This window comes from Duganella violaceipulchra (assembly GCF_019166075.1).
Classification (GTDB): domain Bacteria; phylum Pseudomonadota; class Gammaproteobacteria; order Burkholderiales; family Burkholderiaceae_D; genus Rugamonas; species Rugamonas violaceipulchra.
In genome coordinates this window covers 43,421-65,155 of the sequence record NZ_JAHTGR010000023.1, presented here as the reverse complement: position 1 = coordinate 65,155, position 21,735 = coordinate 43,421, and the positions used below count along the sequence as shown (strand labels likewise).

Below are 21,735 nucleotides of genomic sequence, written 5' to 3'. Positions count from 1 at the left end.
CAGAAATTACGCCTTGACGTGGGCGGTAGCGTAGTCGATCGCTTGCTGCACGGTGGTGATCTTTTCTGCTTGTTCGTCAGGGATTTCCATTTCGAACTCGTCTTCCAGGGCCATCACCAGTTCCACGGTGTCCAGCGAGTCAGCGCCGAGGTCGTCAACGAAGGAGGATTCGATCTTGATGTCTGCTTCGGCGACGCCCAGTTGCTCAGCGACGATTTTCTTAACGCGTTGTTCGATATCCGACATGTTATGGCTCCATTTTGTTTGTTACGGAAAGCGCGCATTTTATCAGGTTTGCGCACTGAAAAACTAATTTCGGTAGCTGCTGCGTATTTGCCTACAACTAGTCCGAAATCACTGCTAAAAGACGAGAACCGGTGGATTTTACGCCACCGGAACACATCAATTCATATACATCCCGCCATTCACATGCAGGGTGGTACCGGTAATATACGCCGCTTGCGGCGACGCCAGGAAGGCCACGGCCGCCGCGATATCCTCGGGCTTGCCCAGGCGCGCCAGCGGAATCTGGGTCAGCAGGGCGGCGTGCTGCTCTTCGCCCAGCGCCTTGGTCATGTCGGTGTCGATGAAGCCCGGCGCCACGCTGTTGACGGTGATGTTGCGGCTGCCGATTTCACGCGCCAGCGCGCGGCCCATGCCCTCGACGCCGGCCTTGGCGGCGGCGTAGTTCATCTGACCCGGATTGCCGGAGGACGCCACCACCGAAGTGATGTTGATGATGCGGCCGGTCTTGGCCTTCATCATGCCGCGCAGCACGGCGCGCGACAGGCGGCCGACCGAGCTCAGGTTGGTGGCGATGACGCTGTCCCACTCCTCGTCCTTCATGCGCATGGCCAGCTGGTCCTGGGTGATGCCGGCGTTGTTGACCAGGATGCCGACGGCGCCCCAGGTCTTGCCGATTTCGTCGATGACGGCGGCGCAGCGCGCGGCGTCGGTGACGTTGAGGACCATGCCCTTGCCTGCCTCGGCGCCGAACTCGGCCAGATAGGCCGAGATCGCCTCAGCGCCGGCTTCGGTGGTGGCGGTGCCGATCACGCGGGCGCCTTGACGCGCCAGCTCCTGGGCAATGGCCTTGCCGATGCCGCGCGATGCGCCCGTTACCAGGGCAATTTGATTTGCTAAATTCATTTGTATCCTTAAACGTTGAGGGAGTGTGCCTGAAAACCCGGCCGCTTACTTAAGCAGGGTCAACACGCGCTCCAGCGAAGCTTGATCGGTGATGGCGTCGCCCACCAGAGTGGCGTCGATGCGCTTGGTCAAGCCCATCAGCACCTTGCCGGGACCGCACTCGACCACTTGCGTGATGCCTTCGGCGGCGACCTTCTGCATGGTCTCGACCCAGCGTACCGGCGCGGCGGCCTGGCGCACCAGCGCATCCTTGATGCTGGCCGGATCATGCAGCACGGCGACGTCGACGTTGTTGATCAGCGCGATCTGCGGCGCCGAGAACGTCAGGCCATCCATGTACTCGCGCAGGCGGTCCGACGCCGGCTTCAGCAGCGACGAGTGGAACGGCGCCGACACCGGCAGCTTCATGGCGCGCTTGGCGCCCTTGGCCTTGGCGATCTCGCAGGCACGCTCGACGGCGATGGTGTCGCCGGCGATCACCACTTGCAGCGGCGCGTTGAAGTTGACGGCTTCGACCACCGCGCCGACCACGGCGGCGGCGGCTTCGGCGCAGGCGGCGCGGACGTCGTCGTCCGACAGGCCCAGCACGACGGCCATGGCGCCCATGCCGACCGGCACGGCTTCCTGCATCGCCTGCGCGCGGAAGCGCACCAGCGGCACCGCGTCCTTGAACGAGATCACGCCGGCGGCGACCAGCGCCGAGTATTCACCCAGGCTGTGGCCGGCGACGATGGACGGCAGCGGGCCGCCGGCGGCGAGCCAGGCGCGGTAGACGGCGACCGCGGCGGTCAGCATCACCGGCTGGGTGTTGGTGGTCAGGTCGAGCTCTTCCTTCGGACCTTCGACCATCAGCTTGCCCAGGTCGAATTGCAGCGCGTCGGACGCCTCGGCGATGGTTTGCGCCACCACCGGGTTGCCGGCGAAGCCGTCCATCATCGCGATCGCTTGCGAACCCTGGCCTGGAAATACAAAAGCAAATTTAGTCATACTTCATCCATCTCTTTTATTGAACGCTACGCTAGCATGCCATCGTGACAGGCTTGCTACCGACGAGCCCGTTAGAACTCTAATTCTAATTCAGTCCGTTAAAACCGCGCCAAAACCGCGCCCCAAGTAAAGCCTCCGCCCACACCTTCCATCATGATGTGCTGGCCTTTCTTGATGCGGCCGTCGCGTACGGCGACGTCCAGCGCCAGCGGGATCGACGCGGCCGAGGTATTGCCGTGCTGGTCGACGGTGACCACCATTTTTTCAAGAGGCAAGCCCAGCTTCTTGGCGGTGCTGTTCATGATGCGGATATTGGCCTGGTGCGGAATCAGCCAGTCGATCTGGTCGGCGGTCATATTGGCCTTGTCCAGCGCTTCGTGCGCGACTTTTTCCAATACCGACACGGCCAGCTTGAACACGGCCGGACCATCCATGTACAGGAAGGCGCTGCCGGCCACCGCGCCGCCATCGACCGAGCCCGGCACGCTGAGGATGTCCGAATGACGGCCGTCCGCGTGCAGCTTGGTGGCCAGGATGCCCGGCTCTTCCGATGCGCTCAGCACGATGGCGCCGGCGCCGTCGCCGAACAGCACGCAGGTGGCGCGGTCGTCGAAATTGAGGATGCGCGAGAACACCTCGGCGCCGATCACCAGCACGTTCTTGTGCACGCCGGCGCGGATGAAGGCGTCGGCGGTGGAGACGGCGTAGACGAAGCCGCTGCACACGGCCTGCACGTCGACCGCCGCGCTGCTGTTGGTGATGCCCAGTTTTTTCTGCACGATGCAGGCGGTGCTGGGGAAGCTGCCGAAGAAGTCCGGCGTCGAGCTGGCCAGCACGATGAGGTCGATGTCGTTCGGCTCCAGGCCGGCCATCTCCAGCGCCTGCCTGGCGGCGTTGACCGCCAGGTCCGACGATTTCTGCTCAGGCTCGGCGAAGTGGCGCGCCGAAATGCCGCTGCGGCTGACAATCCATTCGTCCGAAGTCTCGATGCCTTTGGCGGCGAGTTGGTCAGCCAGATCCTGGTTGCTTACCCGCTTTTCCGGCAGATAACTGCCGGTGCCTATAATTTTGCTGTACAAAGTCATGCCGTCTACCGTCCACTAAATAGTTGAGCTAGGTACTTCCGGAGTATCCGTGCTGCGCGGCATGAGCTCGGCGATCATTTCCGAGATATGCCCCAACACATCATTTTTTGCAGCATCATACGCGCGTCGGATCGCCCATTCAAATGAATAGGCATCGGCGCCGCCGTGACTCTTGAACACCAGGCCGCGCAGGCCCAGCAGGCTGGCGCCATTATGACGCGACGGCTGGAAGCGGTCCTTGACCGCCTTCAGCGCGCCGCGCCCGAGCAAGGCGCCCAGCATGGTCAGCAGGTTGCGCTTGAATTCGGTGCGCAGCGTGTCGCCGAAGAAGCGCGCCACGCCCTCCACCGCCTTCAGGGTGACGTTGCCGACAAAACCGTCGCACACCACGATGTCGGTGGTACCCTTGAAGATGTCGTTGCCCTCGACGTTGCCGTAGAAGTTGAGCGCGCCGCGCTCGTGGTCGGCCTGCAGCAGCTTGCTGGTGGCCTTGACCACTTCGTTGCCCTTGATGTCTTCGGTGCCGACGTTTAGCAGGCCGATGGTCGGGCGTTCGATTTTTTCCATGGCCGCGACCAGCACCGAACCCATGATGGCGAACTGGTGCAGGTGATGCGGCTCGCAATCGACGTTGGCGCCCAGGTCCAGCATATAGGTCGGACCATTTTTCTGGTTCGGCATGATGCCGCAGATAGCCGGACGGTCGACGCCGGTCATGGTCTTGAGCACGTAGCGCGATACCGCCATCAAGGCGCCGGTATTGCCTGCCGAGACGCAGGCCTGGGCCTTGCCGTCCTTGACTTGCTCGATGGCGACGCGCATCGACGAATCCTTCTTGCGGCGCAGGGCCACTTCGAGCGGATCGTCCATGGTGACTTGTTCGGAAGCGTGTTGCACGGTGATGCGCGGATGCGCGTCGGCGTGCAGCTTTTTCAGTTCCGCGCGGATGACATCCTCCAAACCGACCAAGATCAGTTCAGCGTCAGACTCACGTTTGAGGAAGGAAACAGCGGCGGGGATAGTGACCGACGGGCCGTGATCGCCACCCATGCAGTCGATAGAAATTTTGATTGTCATTTGTTTTGATTCAGTACCACGCTCCAGCCCTTACCAGGCAAGCTGCGGCAAGCTGCGGACCAACACTTTCCAGGTCTACGCGTTTCAAAATGACGGTGTGCAAAAGAGGATTGCAGCCGATGATAAAGAAAAAGCGATGCTTCGCGAGTTATCCACGTAGCACCGCCTATTTCCGGGTCCAGCAAAAGCGTCGATTACTCGTCGTTTTTGGTTTTCAGGACTTTACGACCACGGTAGAAGCCGTTAGGGCTGATGTGGTGACGCAGGTGGGTTTCACCGGTGGTTGGCTCGATGCCCAGTTGTGGAGCAACCAGGAAATCGTGCGAACGGTGCATACCGCGCTTCGAAGGGGACTTCTTGTTCTGTTGAACTGCCATGTTAATGACTCCTAATACATAAGTTCTAAAATTTTAACACATTCGACCAGCAAATACATGCGAATCGAGTATCCTGCCGGCAAAACTGAACCGGCATAGTTAAACTGAGATTTACTACATTTCACTGCTGACTTGCCATACTCGATTTACTACACGCGTTTGACACGTTCTTTACAACACTACATATTCGGTACTGCTTTATTCGGATTTGAGGCCCTTGAGGGCGTCGAACGGCGACAGCTTCTCGCTCTTTGCCTTGTCCAGCAGAGCGGTATCGGGGCAGACTGCGTGTTTCGGCGTGTGCGGCAGGGCCAGCAACGCTTCGTCTTCCACCAAATCCATCAACTCCATGCTGCGGCTGCCGACGATCACATCGATCGTTTCGTCGTTGAGCATTTCTTCGATCTCGTCGGCCTGCTCATCGTCCTTGCCCAGCATCAGCACCGTTTGGGCATCGATGGTGTGCGCATACGAGGTCAGGCAGCGCTGGCAGACCAGTCGCACGGTGCCGGAAACCGACAGCGTCATCTGCGGGAAGCCCATCTTGCTGGTGCCCCCTACCGCTTTCCAGGTTATCGTGCCCGACGTATCGGCACAATCCTTGATCAAACGGGTCATTTCGGCAACAGGCGTCACGCCGTGCTGGCTGCCGTTGCTCCGACAAAAATCAAAGGCGTCGATCACAATAGCATTCATTACAGAAATTTCCCCGGAAAACCTGCGATAATAACAGGGTTTTCATCGTCAAGTCAAAGCCTTAGCGTATTTTTCGTTCTTTTTGTGCCGCTGACACACCCGGCGACAGAGCATATAACATTCCCCACATGACATCAAGTTTACTCGTACTCGCCTCCAGCTCCGCCTACCGCAAGGAACTCTTATCACGGTTGCAACTGCCGTTCGACGTGGCGGTGCCGGACATCGACGAAAGCCCCCTCCCCGGTGAGACGCCCAGCGCCACCGCGCTGCGCCTGGCGCGCGAAAAAGCCGCCGCCGTGGCCGCCAAGCTGCCGGGCCGCGTCGTCATCGGCTCCGACCAGGTCGCCACGCTGGACGACCAGCAGATCGGCAAGCCTGGCGACCACGCCAACGCGCTGGCCCAGCTACAAACCATGCGCGGGCGCGAAGTGGTTTTCCACACCGCGCTGTGTGTGTGGGATGGCCGCGACCAGACCTTCCAATTGGAAGACATCCAGACCGTCGTCAAGTTCCGCGACCTGCCCGATGCCGAGCTGGACGCCTACCTGCGCATCGAGCAGCCCTACGACTGCGCCGGCAGCGCCAAGAACGAGGCGCTGGGCATCGCCATCCTGGAACGCATCGACAGCAGCGACCCGACCGCCCTCACCGGCTTGCCTTTGATCGCGCTGACAGGCATGCTGCGCAACATCGGCGTTTCCTTTTTTAATCTTTGACTGTATTTATGCCCGGCACCCTCTTTTTAATACCGAACACCCTGGGCGAGACTGAAGCGCTCGCCTCCGTGCTGCCCGAACAGGTGCAGCAGATCACCTCGCAACTCGACTATTTCGTCGCCGAGAACGCCAAGACGGCGCGCGCCTTCCTCAAGCTGGTCAACGCCCAGCATCCGCTGGCCAAGCCGCTGCAGGAGATCACCATCTCCGAACTGAACGTCAACACCCCGGCGGCCGCGCTGGCGGGCCTGCTGGCGCCACTGCTGGCGGGGCGCGATGGCGGCCTGGTGTCGGAAGCCGGCGTGCCGGCGGTGGCCGATCCCGGCGCCGACCTGGTGCGGTTGGCGCACCAGCACAACATCCCGGTGCGGCCGCTGGTGGGGCCGTCGTCCTTGCTGCTGGCCGTCATGGCGAGCGGGCTGAACGGCCAAAGCTTCGCCTTCAACGGCTACCTGCCGACCGACGCCGCGCAACGCACCACCCGCATCAAGGAATTGGAGCTGCGCTCGCGCAAGGAAAAGCAGACGCAGCTGTTCATCGAGACGCCCTACCGCAACGCCGCCATGCTCGAAGCGCTGATCGCGGCCTGCGCGCCGGGCACGCTGCTGTGCGTGGCGACCGACCTGAGCCTGCCATCGGAAACCATCCGCACCATGACCGCGTCGCAATGGAAGAGCGCGAAGGCGCCCGACTTCCACAAGAAGCCGACCGTGTTCCTGCTGCTGGGCCAGTAAGCGGTGGCCCGCCACCTGCCCTACGAATGGCTGATCGGTGTGCGCTATGTGCGCGCCGGACGACGCGGCGGCCGCAACAGCTTCGTTTCCTTCATGTCGCTGGCGTCGATCACCGGCGTCGGCCTGGGCGTCGCCGCGCTGATCGTGGTGCTGTCGGTGATGAACGGCTTCCAGCGCGACGTCAGCGCCCGCATGATCTCGGTCCTGTCACACATCGAAGTGTACGACGCGCGCGGCCTGATGCCCGACTGGCCGGCGGTGGCCGCCGCGACGGCGCGTAACGGCGCGGTGCAGGCCAGCGCCCCCTTCCTCGAACTGCAGGGCATGCTGCTGGAGGGCGACCGCATGAAGCCGGCCACCCTGCGCGGCGTGCTGCCGGCGCAGGAAGCCAAGGTGGCCGAGTTTATCCGGGGCGACAACGCGGCCGGCTTCGCCGCGCTGACACCGGGCGCCTTCAACATCGTGCTCGGCGCCGACTTGGCCAGGGAACTGCACGTCAAGCAGGGCGAGCAGGTGATCCTGGCCCTGCCCTCGCAGCATTCGTCGCTCAGCAACATGATGCCGCAGACCCGCCGCTTCACCGTGGCCGGCACCTTCGAGATCGGCCACTTCGAATTCGATTCCGGCATGGCCTTCATCCATCTGCAAGACGCCGAGCAACTGCAGCAGGTCGACGCGCCGGCCGGCCTGCGCCTGCGCATCGCCGACGCCAACCAGGCGCCGCAGGTGGCGCAGGCGCTGAAGCAGACGCTGGACGGCCAGTACATCCTGCACGACTGGACCCAGCGCAACGCCACCTGGTTTGCCGCGCTGCACAGCCAGAAGACCATGATGTTCATCATCCTGTCGCTGATCGTCGCCGTGGCGGCGTTCAACGTGGTGGCCATGCTGGTGATGTCGGTGACCGACAAACGGGCCGACGTCGCCATCCTGCGCACCCTGGGCGCGCGGCAGCTGTCGATCATGAAGATCTTCATGGTGCAGGGGCTGCTGTCGGGTCTGCTGGGGGTGGTGGCCGGCACCGTCGTCGGCGTGCTAATCGCCTGGAACCTGGGCGCGATGGTGGCCGCCTTCGAGCACCTGAGCGGCGCCCACCTGCTGGCCAAGAACATCTATTTCATCAGCGCCGTGCCGTCCGAGCTGCGCTGGGACGACGTGGCCGGCGTGGTCGCGGTGGCGGTGGCGCTGTCCTTCCTGTCGACGCTGTATCCGAGCTGGTGGGCGACGCGCAGCCAGCCGGCCGACGCCCTGCGCCACGAATAGCGGGCCGCCGCGCCAGTAACTAGACGCCGCGGGTGTAGTCGGTCACCCACTCGATCGCGGCCAGCTGGATCGCGTACAGCTCGGCCGGAGTCAGCTCCAGCTGGTGCAGCATCTGCGCCAGCTGCTTGCCGTCGCGGTTGCGTTCGATGTGCTCGATCAGGCTCAGCATGCTGCCGTAGTCGCCGCTGCGGTGCAGCAGCGCGGCGCGCACCTCGTCCAGCACGTTGACGCTTTCCAGCACGTCGCGCATGTGGATGGAGAACAGTGTGTCCATCAGCGACATCACCCCCACCGTGAAGCCGATGTCGGCGCTGACGCGCTGGCCGGGCCGCAAATGTTCGACCATCAGCTCCAGCGTCTTGCCGCGCGTGGTGGCCAGCTGCAGCAAGGGCGAGGTGAATTCCTGCGCGCCGCCGCTCTTCACGTACAGCAGGATCTGCAGCCAGCGCTTGAGCTGGCGCCGCCCCAGCACCATCAGCGCATGGCCGACCGAGTTGATGCGGTAACGCGCGCCGACCGCCGGCGTGTTCACCAGCCGCAGCAGATTCAGGGTGATCAGCGCATCGTGCTTGACGCTGCGCTCGATCTCGTGGCTGCTGGCCTCGGTGTTGAGCAGGTCCAGCAAATGCAGCACGCTGCGCTGCGACGGCGAAATCTTCTTGCCGCTGAGGATGACGGGGCGCGCGAAATAATAGCCCTGGAAATATTCGAAGCCCAGCTCCATGCATTGCTGGAACTCCTCCATCGTCTCGACCTTCTCGGCCAGCAGCTTCTGCTTGGGGTTCTTCAGCACCCGCGTCAGCGCCGGCAGGGTGCCGGGCTGCATCTCCTTGATGTCGACCTTGATGACGTCGCACAGCGGCTGGAATTTTTGCACGTCTTCGGACTGGCCGATCACGTCGTCCAGCGCAAACTTGAAGCCGGCCTGCTTCAATTCACGGATGCGGTCGAGGATTTCCGGCGTGGCTTTGACCGTCTCCAGGATTTCCAGGATGACCTTGTCGTTCGGCAGAAAACGGATGAAGTCGCTCATCAGGCCGATGGCGTCGACGTTGACGAAGGCCATCTGGTCACCCACCACGTGCTCCATGCCCAGCTCGGAAGCGTGGGCGATCACGGTGGCGGTGGCCTCGGCGTCGTCGGTGATGGTGGCTTCGTTGCGAACGCGGGCGTCGCGAAAGAGCAGCTCGTATGCCACCAGCCGCTGTCCCCGGTTGAGGATGGGCTGGCGCGCAAGAAAGAAATTATCGGCTAGCTTGGACGGCATATTGGACGGCGCGATCATCATGGGAAACTCCCAATCTGCAATCTGCTTTGATTCGGTTTGCCGTCTCAAGCGGCAATCCGCTAATGACGAGACTATACCCAGCTATACCGTCCTGACAACATTTTTCTAGCGCGCAACCGGCCGGCGCGCCGCATTGTTGCGCGCACCCGTCGGTTTGCCGCTTTCCAGCGTGAACCGGGCGCCGGAATCCTTGCCCAGCACCTTGACCAGGTAGGGCATGACTTGCTTCAGCATCGGCTCCAGCGTGTACGGCGGGTTCAGGATGAACATGCCGCTGCTGTGCAAACCGAAACCATCCGGCATCGGCGTGTTGGTGGTCAGCACGACGTTGAGCCAGTCGCTGCATTGCAGCTGCTTGAGCTTGTCGGCGAACTGGCGCGACTCCATGCGATGCAGCAGCGGATACCAGACCGCGTAGGTGCCGGTCGGGAAGCGCACCAGCGCCTCGGCCAGCGTGTCCTTGACCTTTTTGTAGTCCTGCTTGTCTTCATACGGCGGATCGATCAGCACCAGCGCGCGGCGCGACGGCGGCGGCAGCAGCGCCTTCAGTGCCTGGAAGCCGTCGCCGCGGGTGACCAGCACGCGCTTGCCGCGCGTGGTCGAACGGATGCCCTGCTGCGCGGCGTGCTCGTCGAGCTTGCGGAAGTTATCGGCCAGCAGCTTGGCGTCGGCCGGGTGCAGCTCGAACAGACGCAGGCGGTCCTGCTCGCGCGCGACCTGGTCGGCGATGTAGGGCGAGCCGGGGTAGTAGCGCATCTTGCCGCTCGGGTTCATGGCGCGCACCAGGTCGACGTATTCCTTGAGCGCGGCCGGCATGTCGGTGCGCTCCCACAGCGGGCCGATGCCGGTGTCGTACTCTGCATTCTTGGAGGCGAACGTGCCGTCGAGCGCATAGACGCCGGCGCCGGAATGGGTGTCGATATAGCTGTAGGCGGTATCTTTTTGATTCAGATACTGCATCAACTGGATGGTCACGAAATGCTTCAACACATCGGCGTGATTACCCGCGTGAAAACCGTGGCGGTAACTCAACATAAGCTTGGTACTTCCTAAATAAGATGGTGCGGAACAATCCGGCATTATCCACTAGAAAGCGCCGCCCGCCAAAAAAGCGCCCATATCGTTTGCGTCAAAGCGTGCACCAGCATGGTGACTAAGATGGAACAGCCGTGCTGCATCCGCAGCCGCGGCGACCTTTCACGGAGGAGATTATGGCATTCAACAACGTAGGTCCACTGACCTTCCTGGCGCCGGGACAAACGGCGTTCTGGAGCTACAGCTATCCCAGCGACCATGGCACGCAGTTCGCCTCGGCCGACGTCAAGGCGCCCAACCTGGGCGCGGTCCACATGGCGGACCAGCAAAGCAAGCGCAAGGAAAACAATGGCAATGCCACCTATTTCGTCCAGATCCACAACAAGGGCATAGGCGGCGCCTTCCACAACCTGCAAGGCGGAGGCATGATATGAAAATGACGATCATTACGGACGACCAGAACAACATCCTGGGCGCAGTCCAGGGTCATTCGCTGACCGACAAACAGGGACAGGTGGAAGCCAGCGTCTCATTCGCGCCCGGCCACACCACCCACATGCTGGAGGTGGACGACGACCTGGGCACCATCAACGACATCGACGACTTCCAGGGCCGCCTGAAACAACACCTGCAACAGCACCTGGCCGGCAAGCCCTGACCTACCGCGGCGCAGGCAGCCTGCTCCAGCCTGCGCCGCGCCTCCCCTCTCAGGCCACCTTCTTGTCGAAAAATTGCTCGTCCTCGGTCGAACCGTGCAGCGCGGTGGTCGATGACTGGCCGTTCTGGATGCACTGGGCCACGGCGTCGAAGTAGCCGGTGCCCACTTCGCGCTGGTGCTTGACCGCCGTGAAGCCGCGCTCGGCGGCGGCGAATTCCGCCTCCTGCAATTCCACGAAGGCCGACATCTGGCGCCGCGCGTAGCCGTGCGCCAGGTTGAACATGCCGTAGTTCAACGCATGGAAGCCGGCCAGCGTGATGAACTGGAACTTGTAGCCCATGGCGCCCAGCTCCCGCTGGAACCTGGCGATGGTGGCGTCGTCCAGGTTTTTCTTCCAGTTGAACGAGGGCGAGCAGTTGTAGGCCAGCATCTTGCCGGGGAAGCGGGCGTGCACGGCCTCGGCGAACTGCTTGGCGAAGGCCAGGTCGGGCTTGCCGGTCTCGCACCAGACCAGGTCGGCATACGGCGCGTAGGTCAGCGCGCGCGCGATCGCCTGCCCCATGCCCGGCTTGACCTTGTAGAAGCCCTCCACCGTGCGTTCGCCGGTGCAGAAGGGTTTGTCGTTGTCATCCACGTCCGAGGTCAGCAGGTCGGCCGCTTCGGCGTCGGTGCGGGCGATCACCAGGGTCGAGACGCCCATGACGTCGGCCGCCAGCCGGGCCGCCGTCAGTTTTTCGATGGCTTCGCGCGATGGCACCAGCACCTTGCCGCCCATGTGGCCGCATTTCTTGACCGAGGCCAGCTGGTCTTCGAAGTGCACGCCGGCGGCGCCGGCCTCGATCATGGATTTCATCAGCTCGTAGGCGTTCAGCACGCCGCCGAAGCCGGCTTCAGCGTCGGCCACGATGGGCGCGAAGAAATCGATGTCGTCCTTGCCTTCGGACCACTGGATCTGGTCGGCGCGCTGGAAGGTGTTGTTGATGCGTTTGACCACCATCGGCACCGAGTTGGCCGGATACAGTGACTGGTCGGGGTACATTTCACCGGCCAGGTTGGCGTCGCCGGCAACTTGCCAGCCGGACAGGTAAATCGCTTTCAGGCCGGCTTTGACTTGCTGCATGGCCTGGTTGCCGGTCAGCGCGCCGAGGGCGTTGATATAAGGCTCGTTGTTGACCAGGTTCCACAGTTTTTCCGCGCCGCGCTTGGCCAGCGTGTGCTCGATCTGCAGGGAGCCACGCAAGCGCACCACGTCTTCGGCGCTGTAGGTGCGGGTGACGTCCTTCCAGCGAGGGTTGGTGTCCCAGTCCTGTCGCAAGGCTGCGATTTGCTGTTCACGGGTTGCCATGGTGCTCTCCTATTTAAAAACGAAATCCGTTAATCAAATAGTAGACCTCTTTGTGCTATGCACCAATAGTCTTATATAAGACATATAACTAAATATATTTCCTTAAAAATCATATGCTTGCATAAAATTTCCCATGATATGGAACGACATTTCTTGAAATGGAAGGAAAAAAGGTAGCTGCCAGTCATGCTTTTCCGCAATGTGAAATACCTGCCTCGCCAGATGAAAAAACACCCCGCAAGCCGCGTGGCTGACGGGGTGTCCGAGAGCGCCGGATCGGGATCAGGCTTTGCGGCGGCGCGCAGCCACTCCCAGCAGGCCCAACCCAGTCAGCAGCATGGCGTACGTTTCCGGTTCGGGAACGGCTTGCACGGCGAAGCCGGTAGCACCGATGTAGGCGCCGCTCATGGTGAGGAAGCTGATCGACGGGGCGCTCTCCAGGAAACCGTGGAATTCGCCCTGGTTCTGGCCGCCATTGGTCGTGAAGGTCAAGGTGGTCGATTCGATCAGCGTGTGCGTTGCATCGTAGACCGCGATCGTCGCCGGACCATAGTAGACCGGCACATAGTTGAAGAAGGCGCCGACGCCGGCTACCGCCTGGCTGAACGCCAGCGTCATGGTGCTGCTCTGGTCGTTGGTGCCGGCCATCGTCAGGCCGCTCCAGCGGCCATTGTCGGCGAAGCCGTAACCGTCGCCATAGCCGAAGACGGAGTTGCTGTTGGCGCTGCTCCAGTCCACGCCCGGCGCCAGATTCAGCGGGCCGGCGCCGAAGTAATTCAGCACTGGCATCGTCAGGGTGGTGGCGCCCGGCAGGGAGGTCACCGGGGCGGCGTGGGCGGTCACCCCTGCCAGCGCGCATAACACGGCAAAGCTAAGTCTTCTCATGGAGCACTCCTGATGAGCCCGCGCCCGGAAATTGACGCCTTGTAACTCTCACATGGAAACTTATCATTGTCAATATTTCATTAAGGAAATACCACAAAGGTTTCCATAATGCACATCCTCAGGCAAGCATTTGCTGCGCCACCAGAATACCGTCGGCGTCCGCGTAGATCCAGTCGCCCGGCTGCACCGGCACGCCCTGGATATGCACCCGCACATTGCGCTCGCCTAGCCCCTTCTTGCTGCTTTTTTGCGGATGGGCGGCCAGCGCGCGCACGCCGATTTCGCAGGAATTGATCTCGTCGCTGTCGCGGATGCAGCCGTCGACGATGATGCCGGCCCAGCCGTTGTCCTGGGCCAGCAAGCCCAGCTGGCCGCCGACCAGCGCCCGGCGTAGGCTGCCGCCGCCGTCGATCACCAGCACATTGCCGCCGCCCTGGGTTTCCAGCACCGACCGCACCAGCGCATTGTCCTCATGCACCTTGAGCGTGGTCACGCGACCGGAAAAACGCCGCTGCTTGCCAAAGTGCTGGAACACCGGCGGCAGCACGGCCAGGCGGCCGTCCTCCAGCAGGTTGGCGTTGTCGTCGCATAAATCGGTGGTGGCAAAGCTCATGGTGGTCCTGTGCGGGTTGGTTAAGATAGCAATGATTCTAAGCTGTTTTGGGCATGCCCACCACGCGGGTCTTGCTGCCGACCCCGATCGCGGTCAGTATCACCAGCGCCTGGAACACGGCAATGCCGATGAACACGCCGGACGGATGGTTGGCGTCCATCAGCGCGCCGAACAGCAGCGGCCCCAGCGCCAGCCCGCTGTCCAGGCCGGAATACACGACGCCGAACACGCGGCCGGTGGCGTTGGCCGGCGCCGCGCCGCGTATCAGCAGGTCGCGCGACGGTCCGGAGATGCCGGTCACCAGTCCGATCAGCCCCATCAGCACCACCGCCAGCCAGGCCGGCACCACGGCGGCGGCCAGCACCAGCGCCAGCAGCGCCGCCGTGCCGAACGCCAGCATGATGATACGGTCATGATGGCGGCTGCCGGCGCCCAGGAAGCCGCCATACAGCATGCCCACCGCCGAGGCCAGCATGTAGGCGGTGTAGGCCGTGGTGGCCCACGCCAGCGACATGCCGTACAAGCTCACCAGGCTGGTGGCCGCGAAGCTCTGGATGCCGGCCAGCGCCACCGCCGAGATCAGGAAGAAGGCAAAGCACATCCACACCACCTCCAGCCGCAGGAAGCTGAAGGCACTGGCCTTGCCGCCGCCGGCCGCCGTGGCCAACGGCGCCGCGACCGGCTCGGGCCGCAGCGCGTGGCGGTTCCAGACCAGCAGCGCCAGCACCGCCAGCGGCAGCACGGCCGCGCTCAACAGCGCCGTGCGCCAGTCCGTGCGCGCGGCCACGACGGTCAGGAACAGCGGCGAAATCGCCCAGCCGATATTGCCGCTGATGCCGTGCACCGAAAAACCGTGCGTCAGCCGCGCCCTGGACACCCGCTGGTTCAGCAGCGTGTAGTCGGCCGGATGGAACACGCTGTTGCCGCAGCCGGCCAGGAAAGCCCCCAGCATCAGCTGCGCGTAGCTGTGCGCGCTCGACAGCATCACAGCCGACAAGCCCAGCAGCGCGATGCCGCTGAACAGCACCGTGCGCGCACTGTAGCGGTCGACGACGAAGCCGGCCATCGCCTGCCCCACGCCGGAGACGGTGAAAAACACCGTCATCAGCAGGCCCAGCTCGGCATAGGAAAGATGGAACTCCGGCTTCAGCCAGGGGATCAGCGCCGCCAGGATCACGTGGTAAAAATGCGAAGTGCCATGCGCCAGCCCGACCAGGCCGATCACCCTGGCGTCCTGCCGCAGCAACGATGTGTGGTTCATGCCGTCTCCCTGTTTCAAAAAAAGAAAGCATAGTGTAAGCATTCGGCGCCAGACCGATTTAAGATAGCGGGTCAATATTTGTCGAGAATCCGCCATGCCGATACCGGTCGTCACACACACGCAATTCAACTGGCATTGCGACTTCCCCACCCCGGACCGGCCGCTGACCATGTCCGGCCGCGACCTGCCGGCCGCCGCCGTGCTGCTGCCGCACCACCATCCGTGGGGCCAGTTCACCTACGCGATGCAGGGCGTGATGCGGGTGACGGCCAACCATAGCAGCTGGATCGTGCCGCCGCAGCGCGCCATCTGGATCGCGCCGGACGTCGAGCACGCGATCACGGTGCTGGAGCCGAGCCGGCTGCGCCCGCTGTGCGTGCACGCCAGCCGCTCGCCCTTCCCCGACGCCTGCAAGGTGGTCGAGGTGTCCAGCCTGCTGCGCGAGCTGATGGCCGCGTTGGAGCAGCACGACCAGGACGAGCAGTCCGGCCGCGAGCAATTGTTGGGAGAGATGATCCTGGACGAACTGCCGCGCTGCGCCGGCCGTGCACTGCGCGTGCCGCTGCCGGACGACAAACGCCTCAAAGCCCTATGCGACGCGCTGATCGCCGATCCCGGCGCCGAGCACACGCTGGAACACTGGGCCGGCCAGGTCGGCGCCTCCGAGCGCACGCTGACCCGCCTGTTCGAGCGCGAGCTGGGCATGAGCTTCAGCCAGTGGCGCCAGCAGGTGCGGCTGGCGCACGCGGCGCCGCTGATCACGCGCGGCGTGCCGCTGTCTCAAGTGGCGGCACAGCTGGGCTATGCCAGCCAATCAGCCTTTTCCGCCATGTTCAAGAAGACCTTCGGCAGCACGCCGACCGCTTTTTTCGCCGAAAAATAGCCCGGCGGGGTTAGCTGAAGTCCAGCTCGCCGTGCGCGACACCGATGTGGATGGTGTCCTTGGGGCCGAAGCGGCCTTGCAGGATCAGCTTGGACAGCGGATTCTCGATCTGCTGCTGGATCGCCCGCTTCAACGGCCGCGCGCCATACACCGGATCGTAGCCCGCCTCGGCGATCTTCTGCAGCGCGTCCTCGGTAATGGTCAGCGTCATCTCCATCTTGGCCAGGCGCTGCTCCAGGATCGCCAGCTGGATCTTGGCGATGGCGCCGATGTTCTTCTCGTCAAGGCCGTGGAACACGACGATTTCATCGATACGGTTGATGAACTCGGGACGGAAGTGCGAACGCACCTCGGCCATCACCGCCAGCTTGACCACGCCGGGATCGGACTCCTCCATCGCCTGGATCTTGTGCGAGCCCAGGTTGGAGGTCATGATGATGACCGTGTTCTTGAAGTCCACCGTGCGGCCCTGGCCGTCCGTCATGCGGCCGTCGTCCAGCGCCTGCAGCAGCACGTTGAACACGTCCGGATGGGCCTTCTCCACCTCGTCGAGCAGGATCACGCTGTACGGCTTGCGGCGCACGGCCTCGGTCAGGTAGCCGCCCTCGTCGTAGCCGACGTAGCCGGGCGGCGCGCCGATCAGGCGGGCCACCGAATGCTTCTCCATGAACTCGCTCATGTCGATGCGTATCATCGATTCCTCGGTGTCGAACAGGAAGCCGGCCAGCGCCTTGGACAGCTCGGTCTTGCCGACGCCCGTCGGCCCCAAGAACATGAACGAGCCATATGGACGGTTCGGATCGGACAGGCCGGCGCGCGAACGGCGGATGGCGTCGGACACGGCGGCGATCGCCTCGTCCTGGCCGACCACGCGCTCGTGCAGCTTCTCTTCGATGTGCAGCAGCTTGTCGCGTTCGCCCTGCATCATGCGCGAGACCGGGATGCCGGTCGCGCGCGAGACCACTTCGGCGATTTCCTCGGCGCCGACCTCGGTGCGCAGCAGCTTCGGCTTGGCGGCCTCGCCGGCCTTCAGGTTGACGCTCTCGGCCTGCTTGAGCTGCGCTTCCAGCTCCGGCAGGCGGCCATACTGCAGTTCCGACACGCGCTGCCAGTTGCTCTCGCGCGTGGCCTGCTCCATCTGCAGCTTGATGCGGTCGATCTCTTCCTTGATGTGGGTGCTGCCCTGCACCACCGCCTTCTCGGCCTTGAGGATTTCCTCGTAGTCGTTCAGCTCCCGGCCCAGCTTGACGATCTCCTCGTCGATCAGGTCCTGGCGGCGGCGCGAAGCCTCGTCCTTTTCCTTCTTGACGGCTTCCTTCTCGATCTTCAGCTGGATCAGGCGGCGTTCCAGCTTGTCCATCACCTCCGGCTTGGAATCGATCTCGATCTTGATCTTGGACGCGGCCTCGTCGATCAGGTCGATCGCCTTGTCGGGCAGGAAGCGGTCGGTGATGTAGCGGTGCGACAGCTCGGCCGCGGCGATGATGGCGGCGTCCGAGATGGCGACCTTGTGGTGCAGCTCATACTTGTCCTGCAGGCCGCGCAGGATGGCGATGGTGGCCTCGACCGACGGCTCGTCGACCAGGATCTTCTGGAAGCGGCGCTCCAGCGCGGCGTCCTTCTCGATGTATTTGCGGTACTCATCCAGCGTGGTGGCGCCAACGCAGTGCAGCTCGCCGCGCGCCAGCGCCGGCTTGAGCATATTGCCGGCGTCCATGGCGCCGTCGGCCTTGCCGGCGCCGACCATCGTGTGCATCTCGTCGATGAAGACGATGGTCTGGCCCTCGTCCATGGCCAGCTCCTTGAGCACCGACTTCAGGCGCTCCTCGAACTCGCCGCGGTACTTGGCGCCCGCCACCAGCGCCGCCATGTCCAGCGACAGCACGCGCTTGCCCTTGAGCGAATCGGGCACCTCGTTGTTGACGATGCGCTGCGCCAGGCCTTCGACGATGGCGGTCTTGCCGACACCGGGTTCGCCGATCAGCACGGGATTGTTCTTGGTGCGGCGCTGCAGCACCTGGATCGCGCGGCGGATCTCGTCGTCGCGGCCGATCACGGGGTCGAGCTTGCCGGCGCGGGCGCGCTCGGTCAGGTCCAGCGTGTATTTTTTCAGGGCTTCGCGCTGGCCTTCGGCCTCGGCGTTGTCCACCTTGGCGCCGCCGCGCACGGTGTCGATGGCCGCCTCCAGCGACTTGCGGGTCAGGCCGTTCTCGCGCGCCAGCTTGCCGGCGTCGGATTTGTCCTCGGTCAGCGCCAGCAGCACCATCTCGCTGGAGATGAACTGGTCGACGCGCTTCTGCGCTTCCTTGTCCGCCAGGTTCAGCACCGAGACCAGTTCGCGCCCGGCCTGCACGTCGCCGCCGGTGCCGGACACCTTGGGCAGCCGCTCCAGCGAGGCGCCCAGCGCCTTGGTCAGGCCGCCGACATTGACGCCGGCGCGCTGCAACAGCGAGCGCGCGCTGCCGTCGTCCTGGTTCAGCAGCGCGGTCAGCAGGTGGACCGGCTCGATGTACTGGTTGTCATTGCCGACTGCCAGGCTCTGCGAGTCCGACAAGGCTTCCTGGAGTTTGGTGGTGAGTTTGTCTTGCCGCATGGAATTGCTCCGATAAATTTAACTTATCGCATACATAGGGGTATGCGATCCGTTTTCAAGGAGACACCGTTTTAAATCGCAAATCCATGCGCTACATCAATTAGGGCTCAGTGCTCCACTTTTTCAGCGCGACGTCGTCGCTGACGCGGGCGTCCACCCAGCGCGAGCCGGCCGGGGTTTGCTCTTTTTTCCAGAACGGCGCTTCGGTCTTGAGGAAGTCGATGATGTACTCGCAGGCGGCGAAGGCCTCGCCCCGGTGCGCCGACGTCACCGCCACCAGCACGATCTGCTCGAGCGGCTTGAGCGGGCCAACCCGGTGGACCACCAGCGCGCCGAACACCGGCCAGCGCTGGCGGGCCTGCTCGATGATGGCGAGGATGGATTGCTCGGTCATGCCGGCGTAGTGCTCCAGCTCCATCTCCGCCACGCTGGCGCCCTCGTTCAGGTCGCGCACCGTGCCGACAAAGTTGACGATGGCGCCGACCTTGGGGTTGGCGGCGCGCAGCCGCGCCAGCTCGGTGCTCAGGTCGAAGTCTTCGGTCTGGATGCGGACCTGGAAGTGATCGCCCGCGCTCATGCACGCTCCGCGGCGCCGATGCGGCGGAACAGTTGCTCGATGCGGCTGGCGGTGCGGTCGTCGGCCAGGGCCGGCATCGCGCACAGCTGCAGATAGGCGGTGCCGGCGCTCTGCGGCTTCTGGCCGGACTTCAGCGACGATTGCAGCACTTCGACCTGCATCTTCAGGCGCTCGCGCGCGAACTCGGCGCCGCTGTCGACGCCGGCCACGATCTCCAGCCGCAGCACTTCATCGAGCAGCTTGGCGCGGTTGCGCTCCAGCTGCTCGGCGTAGGCGCTGCGTTGGCCATCGAGCGCAGCCAGCGCCGCGTTGAAGCGGCCGTGCAAGGCGCGCTCGTATTCGGCGGCCAGCGGCGGCAGCGCCGACCAGCGCGCTTGCCAGTCCGCGCCGTCGATGGCGGCGCCGTCGGCCGGCGTGCCGATCGCGCTTTCCAGCGCCTGGCACAGGCGCAGCTTGTCGCGCAGCGCGTTGGCCTGGGCGGCGCCGGCGCGGCGTTTGATCGCGTCGGCCTGGCCCTGCACCTTCGCCACCGCCGCCTGGTAACGCTGCGTGATGCGCGCTTCCGACGCGCGCGGCACGCCGCCGGCCGCATGCCAGGCCGCCGCCGTGTCGCGCAGCGTCTTGGCGATGGCCGCCAGCTGCGCCTTGTCGTCGCCGCTGAAGGTTGCCGCTTCCAGTTCGTTGCACAGCGCTTCGCGCGCGTGCAGGTGGGCCTTGCGTTCGTGGTCGGCGGCGTGCGCGGACTCCTTGCGTTTGGCGAAGATCGCGTCGCAGGCGGCGCGGAAGCGTTGCCACAAGGCCTGCTCGATCTTGCGCTCCAGCGGCAGCGCCTTGGCCTGCTCCTGCCAGCGCTCCTGCAGCCGGCGCAGATGGTCCAGGGTGTGGCGGTCGCTGGCCTGCATCTGCTCGGCTTCGGCGATCAACAGCTCGCGCTTGGCGCTTTCGATCTTGCGCTGCTCGGACAGCGGCGCCAGCATCTGCGCCAGCGCCTTGTCGAAGGCCTGGTCGAGCTTGCGTTTATCCTTGCGGTCGATGGTGCCCAGACGGCCCCACACCTGGCGCAGGCGCTGGCCGGCGGCGGCCACGTTCTTCAAGTCCGCGCCCTCGCTGGCTGCGGTGGCGGCCATGTTGCGGGTTTCGTCGATCAGGGCCTGGGCCTTGGCGGCGTTGGCGTGGCGCTCGTCGGCCAGTTGCTTGAAGTGGGCGGCGGCCGGCGCGTAGGCGGCGGTGCAGGCGCTGTCGAAGCGCTCCCACAGGCTCTTGGGCGCGTGGCCGGAGACCGCGTCCAGCGACTTCCAGCGCTCGCGCATGCTGCCGACCTTCTTGGCCAGCTCGCTCATCGCCAGGCCCAGCGCGGGCAGTTCTTCCACCGCCTTGACCAGTTCCTCGCGCGAGACGTTGCCGCCCCAGCGGGCCCAGTCGCCCAGGCGTTTGAGCTCGGCGCGGACGTGGTTCAGGCGGTCGGTCTGGGCCGGCGTCAGACGGGTCTTGTGTTCCTTGAGCCACTTGTCGTGGTCGGCGGCAGCGTGCAGCAGGCCCTGCTCCAGCGCGGCTTCCATCGCATCCAGCGTTTCCAGGAATTTCTTGTCGGTTTCCTTCGGCACGGCCGGCTTCTTCGGCTCGCGCGCGACGGGCGCAGGCGCAGCGGCGGCGGCTGGGGCGACGGCCGGCGATTCGGCCGCGGGCGCGGCTTCCGGCGCGGCGGCGGGGCGCTGGCTGGCGGCCGCCAGTGCGGCGCGGCTCTGCTCCAACGCCTGCGCGAAATCGCTCAGCAGATGCTTGGGCAAGGCGTTGTGTTCCGGCGCTCGCTGGTATTCGGCCTGGGCGGCGGCGTGGCGTTCCAGCGCCTGCTGCGCTTCTTCGGGCGGCAGGCCGGCGCTCGGCAGCTGGCGCAGCGCCGCCATCGCATCGATGATGGTGCGCTGCAGATTGACCTGCGCCTCCAGCCGCGCAGCCAGCGCGGCGCGCGCGCCGGCGAACGGCTCGGCCAGCTCAGGCACGGCGGCGGTGACCTGCCATTGACGATCCAGGTCGGCGACCTGATTGGGCGTCAGCTTCTCATCCTGCAACAAGCGCTGGGCCTGGTCCAGGCAGGCCTGGGCCTTCTGCTGCTCGGCCAGCTGGTAGCGGATCGCATCCAGCCGCCCCTGCATCAGCTTGGCGACGCGGCGGTCGGTATTGCGCATCGCCTGCATTACCTGTTCGAGACAGGCCTGGGAATGGACGTGTTCGGCGGCGGCCAGGCGCACGCCGGCAAATTCGCTGTGCAGGATCAGTTCGACGGCGGCGGCCTCGTCGCCCGCCAGCGCGGCGGCGCGTTGCGCCTGCTCCTCGCGGCGGCTGGCCGATGCGGCAGCGGCGGCGCCCTGCTCGGGAGCGGCCACGGCGGTCTGTTGATCGGCCGCCTGGTCGGTAGTTCGCTTGAAGATGAAATCGAACATGGATGCGCTATGAGATGGCTAAAACCACCATCATAGCAAAGCGAGGGGAATTTGCCCGATGCGTATGCT

Annotated in this window: 22 protein-coding genes; 6 read left to right on the top strand and 16 right to left on the bottom strand. The window is 64.1% G+C overall.

Annotation, left to right across the window (positions count from 1 at the left end; all coding sequences use genetic code 11):
• Positions 1-6 precede the first annotated feature (6 nt).
• The 7 genes from acpP to KVP70_RS29245 all read right to left on the bottom strand — a co-directional run bounded on the left by acpP (position 7) and on the right by KVP70_RS29245 (position 5,371).
• Positions 7-246, bottom strand: a complete 240-nt coding sequence (acpP, locus tag KVP70_RS29275) for an acyl carrier protein (protein WP_008449912.1) — start codon at positions 244-246, stop codon at positions 7-9.
• Positions 247-402: 156 nt separating this feature from the next.
• Positions 403-1,149, bottom strand: coding sequence for a 3-oxoacyl-ACP reductase FabG (fabG, locus tag KVP70_RS29270; RefSeq protein WP_217945906.1), 747 nt, complete (start codon positions 1,147-1,149; stop codon positions 403-405).
• Positions 1,150-1,194: 45 nt separating this feature from the next.
• Positions 1,195-2,136 (bottom strand): ACP S-malonyltransferase, encoded by a 942-nt coding sequence (fabD, locus tag KVP70_RS29265; protein WP_217945905.1) that lies wholly within the window; start codon positions 2,134-2,136, stop codon positions 1,195-1,197.
• Between the two features lie 98 nt (positions 2,137-2,234).
• Positions 2,235-3,221, bottom strand: a complete 987-nt coding sequence (locus KVP70_RS29260) for a beta-ketoacyl-ACP synthase III (protein ID WP_304515530.1) — start codon at positions 3,219-3,221, stop codon at positions 2,235-2,237.
• A 15-nt stretch (positions 3,222-3,236) separates the two neighbouring features.
• A complete protein-coding gene (gene plsX, locus KVP70_RS29255; RefSeq protein ID WP_217945904.1) occupies positions 3,237-4,298 on the bottom strand; it encodes a phosphate acyltransferase PlsX in 1,062 nt (353 codons plus the stop codon).
• Positions 4,299-4,492: 194 nt separating this feature from the next.
• Entirely contained in the window at positions 4,493-4,675 is a 183-nt protein-coding gene (rpmF, locus tag KVP70_RS29250; RefSeq protein WP_008449924.1) for a 50S ribosomal protein L32, read from the bottom strand.
• A 198-nt stretch (positions 4,676-4,873) separates the two neighbouring features.
• Entirely contained in the window at positions 4,874-5,371 is a 498-nt protein-coding gene (locus KVP70_RS29245; protein ID WP_217945903.1) for a YceD family protein, read from the bottom strand.
• A 128-nt stretch (positions 5,372-5,499) separates the two neighbouring features.
• Here KVP70_RS29245 and KVP70_RS29240 point away from each other — a divergent pair, with 128 nt between their 5' ends.
• From KVP70_RS29240 to KVP70_RS29230, 3 genes are read left to right on the top strand one after another with little or no spacing between them, the layout of a single operon-like run.
• The gene (locus tag KVP70_RS29240) at positions 5,500-6,090 is read left to right on the top strand and encodes a Maf-like protein (RefSeq protein ID WP_217945902.1); all 591 of its coding nucleotides are present in this window, start codon (positions 5,500-5,502) and stop codon (positions 6,088-6,090) included.
• Positions 6,091-6,098: 8 nt separating this feature from the next.
• Positions 6,099-6,824: an SAM-dependent methyltransferase gene (locus KVP70_RS29235; protein WP_217945901.1), complete on the top strand. Its 726-nt coding sequence runs from the start codon at positions 6,099-6,101 to the stop codon at positions 6,822-6,824.
• A gap of 3 nt (positions 6,825-6,827) precedes the next feature.
• Positions 6,828-8,087 (top strand): lipoprotein-releasing ABC transporter permease subunit, encoded by a 1,260-nt coding sequence (locus tag KVP70_RS29230; RefSeq protein ID WP_217945900.1) that lies wholly within the window; start codon positions 6,828-6,830, stop codon positions 8,085-8,087.
• 19 nt (positions 8,088-8,106) lie between these two features.
• Here the strand turns inward: KVP70_RS29230 and KVP70_RS29225 are convergent, their stop codons facing one another.
• Together KVP70_RS29225 and KVP70_RS29220 are read right to left on the bottom strand one after the other, a co-directional pair.
• The gene (locus tag KVP70_RS29225) at positions 8,107-9,375 is read right to left on the bottom strand and encodes an EAL and HDOD domain-containing protein (RefSeq protein ID WP_217945899.1); all 1,269 of its coding nucleotides are present in this window, start codon (positions 9,373-9,375) and stop codon (positions 8,107-8,109) included.
• Between the two features lie 105 nt (positions 9,376-9,480).
• Positions 9,481-10,410 (bottom strand): 23S rRNA (adenine(2030)-N(6))-methyltransferase RlmJ, encoded by a 930-nt coding sequence (locus KVP70_RS29220; RefSeq protein ID WP_217945898.1) that lies wholly within the window; start codon positions 10,408-10,410, stop codon positions 9,481-9,483.
• Between the two features lie 176 nt (positions 10,411-10,586).
• Here KVP70_RS29220 and KVP70_RS29215 point away from each other — a divergent pair, with 176 nt between their 5' ends.
• Together KVP70_RS29215 and KVP70_RS29210 are read left to right on the top strand one after the other, a co-directional pair.
• Positions 10,587-10,844, top strand: a complete 258-nt coding sequence (locus KVP70_RS29215; protein WP_116989330.1) for a hypothetical protein — start codon at positions 10,587-10,589, stop codon at positions 10,842-10,844.
• Between the two features lie 2 nt (positions 10,845-10,846).
• A complete protein-coding gene (locus KVP70_RS29210) occupies positions 10,847-11,068 on the top strand; it encodes a hypothetical protein (protein WP_229225171.1) in 222 nt (73 codons plus the stop codon).
• A gap of 49 nt (positions 11,069-11,117) precedes the next feature.
• Here the strand turns inward: KVP70_RS29210 and aceA are convergent, their stop codons facing one another.
• The 4 genes from aceA to KVP70_RS29190 form a co-directional block, all read right to left on the bottom strand.
• Positions 11,118-12,413, bottom strand: coding sequence for an isocitrate lyase (gene aceA / locus KVP70_RS29205; protein WP_217945896.1), 1,296 nt, complete (start codon positions 12,411-12,413; stop codon positions 11,118-11,120).
• Positions 12,414-12,695: 282 nt separating this feature from the next.
• The gene (locus KVP70_RS29200) at positions 12,696-13,298 is read right to left on the bottom strand and encodes a PEP-CTERM sorting domain-containing protein (protein ID WP_229225170.1); all 603 of its coding nucleotides are present in this window, start codon (positions 13,296-13,298) and stop codon (positions 12,696-12,698) included.
• Positions 13,299-13,416: 118 nt separating this feature from the next.
• On the bottom strand, positions 13,417-13,911 hold the full coding sequence (gene rraA, locus KVP70_RS29195; RefSeq protein ID WP_217945895.1) for a ribonuclease E activity regulator RraA: 495 nt from the start codon (positions 13,909-13,911) through the stop codon (positions 13,417-13,419).
• 37 nt (positions 13,912-13,948) lie between these two features.
• Positions 13,949-15,172, bottom strand: coding sequence for an MFS transporter (locus tag KVP70_RS29190; protein WP_217945894.1), 1,224 nt, complete (start codon positions 15,170-15,172; stop codon positions 13,949-13,951).
• Positions 15,173-15,266: 94 nt separating this feature from the next.
• Here KVP70_RS29190 and KVP70_RS29185 point away from each other — a divergent pair, with 94 nt between their 5' ends.
• Positions 15,267-16,055 (top strand): AraC family transcriptional regulator, encoded by a 789-nt coding sequence (locus tag KVP70_RS29185; protein WP_217945893.1) that lies wholly within the window; start codon positions 15,267-15,269, stop codon positions 16,053-16,055.
• A 10-nt stretch (positions 16,056-16,065) separates the two neighbouring features.
• Here the strand turns inward: KVP70_RS29185 and clpB are convergent, their stop codons facing one another.
• The 3 genes from clpB to KVP70_RS29170 all read right to left on the bottom strand — a co-directional run bounded on the left by clpB (position 16,066) and on the right by KVP70_RS29170 (position 21,666).
• Entirely contained in the window at positions 16,066-18,648 is a 2,583-nt protein-coding gene (gene clpB / locus KVP70_RS29180; protein WP_217945892.1) for an ATP-dependent chaperone ClpB, read from the bottom strand.
• Between the two features lie 100 nt (positions 18,649-18,748).
• On the bottom strand, positions 18,749-19,225 hold the full coding sequence (locus KVP70_RS29175; protein ID WP_217945891.1) for a molybdenum cofactor biosynthesis protein MoaE: 477 nt from the start codon (positions 19,223-19,225) through the stop codon (positions 18,749-18,751).
• Entirely contained in the window at positions 19,222-21,666 is a 2,445-nt protein-coding gene (locus tag KVP70_RS29170) for a DUF349 domain-containing protein (RefSeq protein ID WP_217945890.1), read from the bottom strand. Before KVP70_RS29170 ends, KVP70_RS29175 begins: the two co-directional genes overlap by 4 nt.
• Between the last annotated feature and the right edge of the window lie 69 nt (positions 21,667-21,735).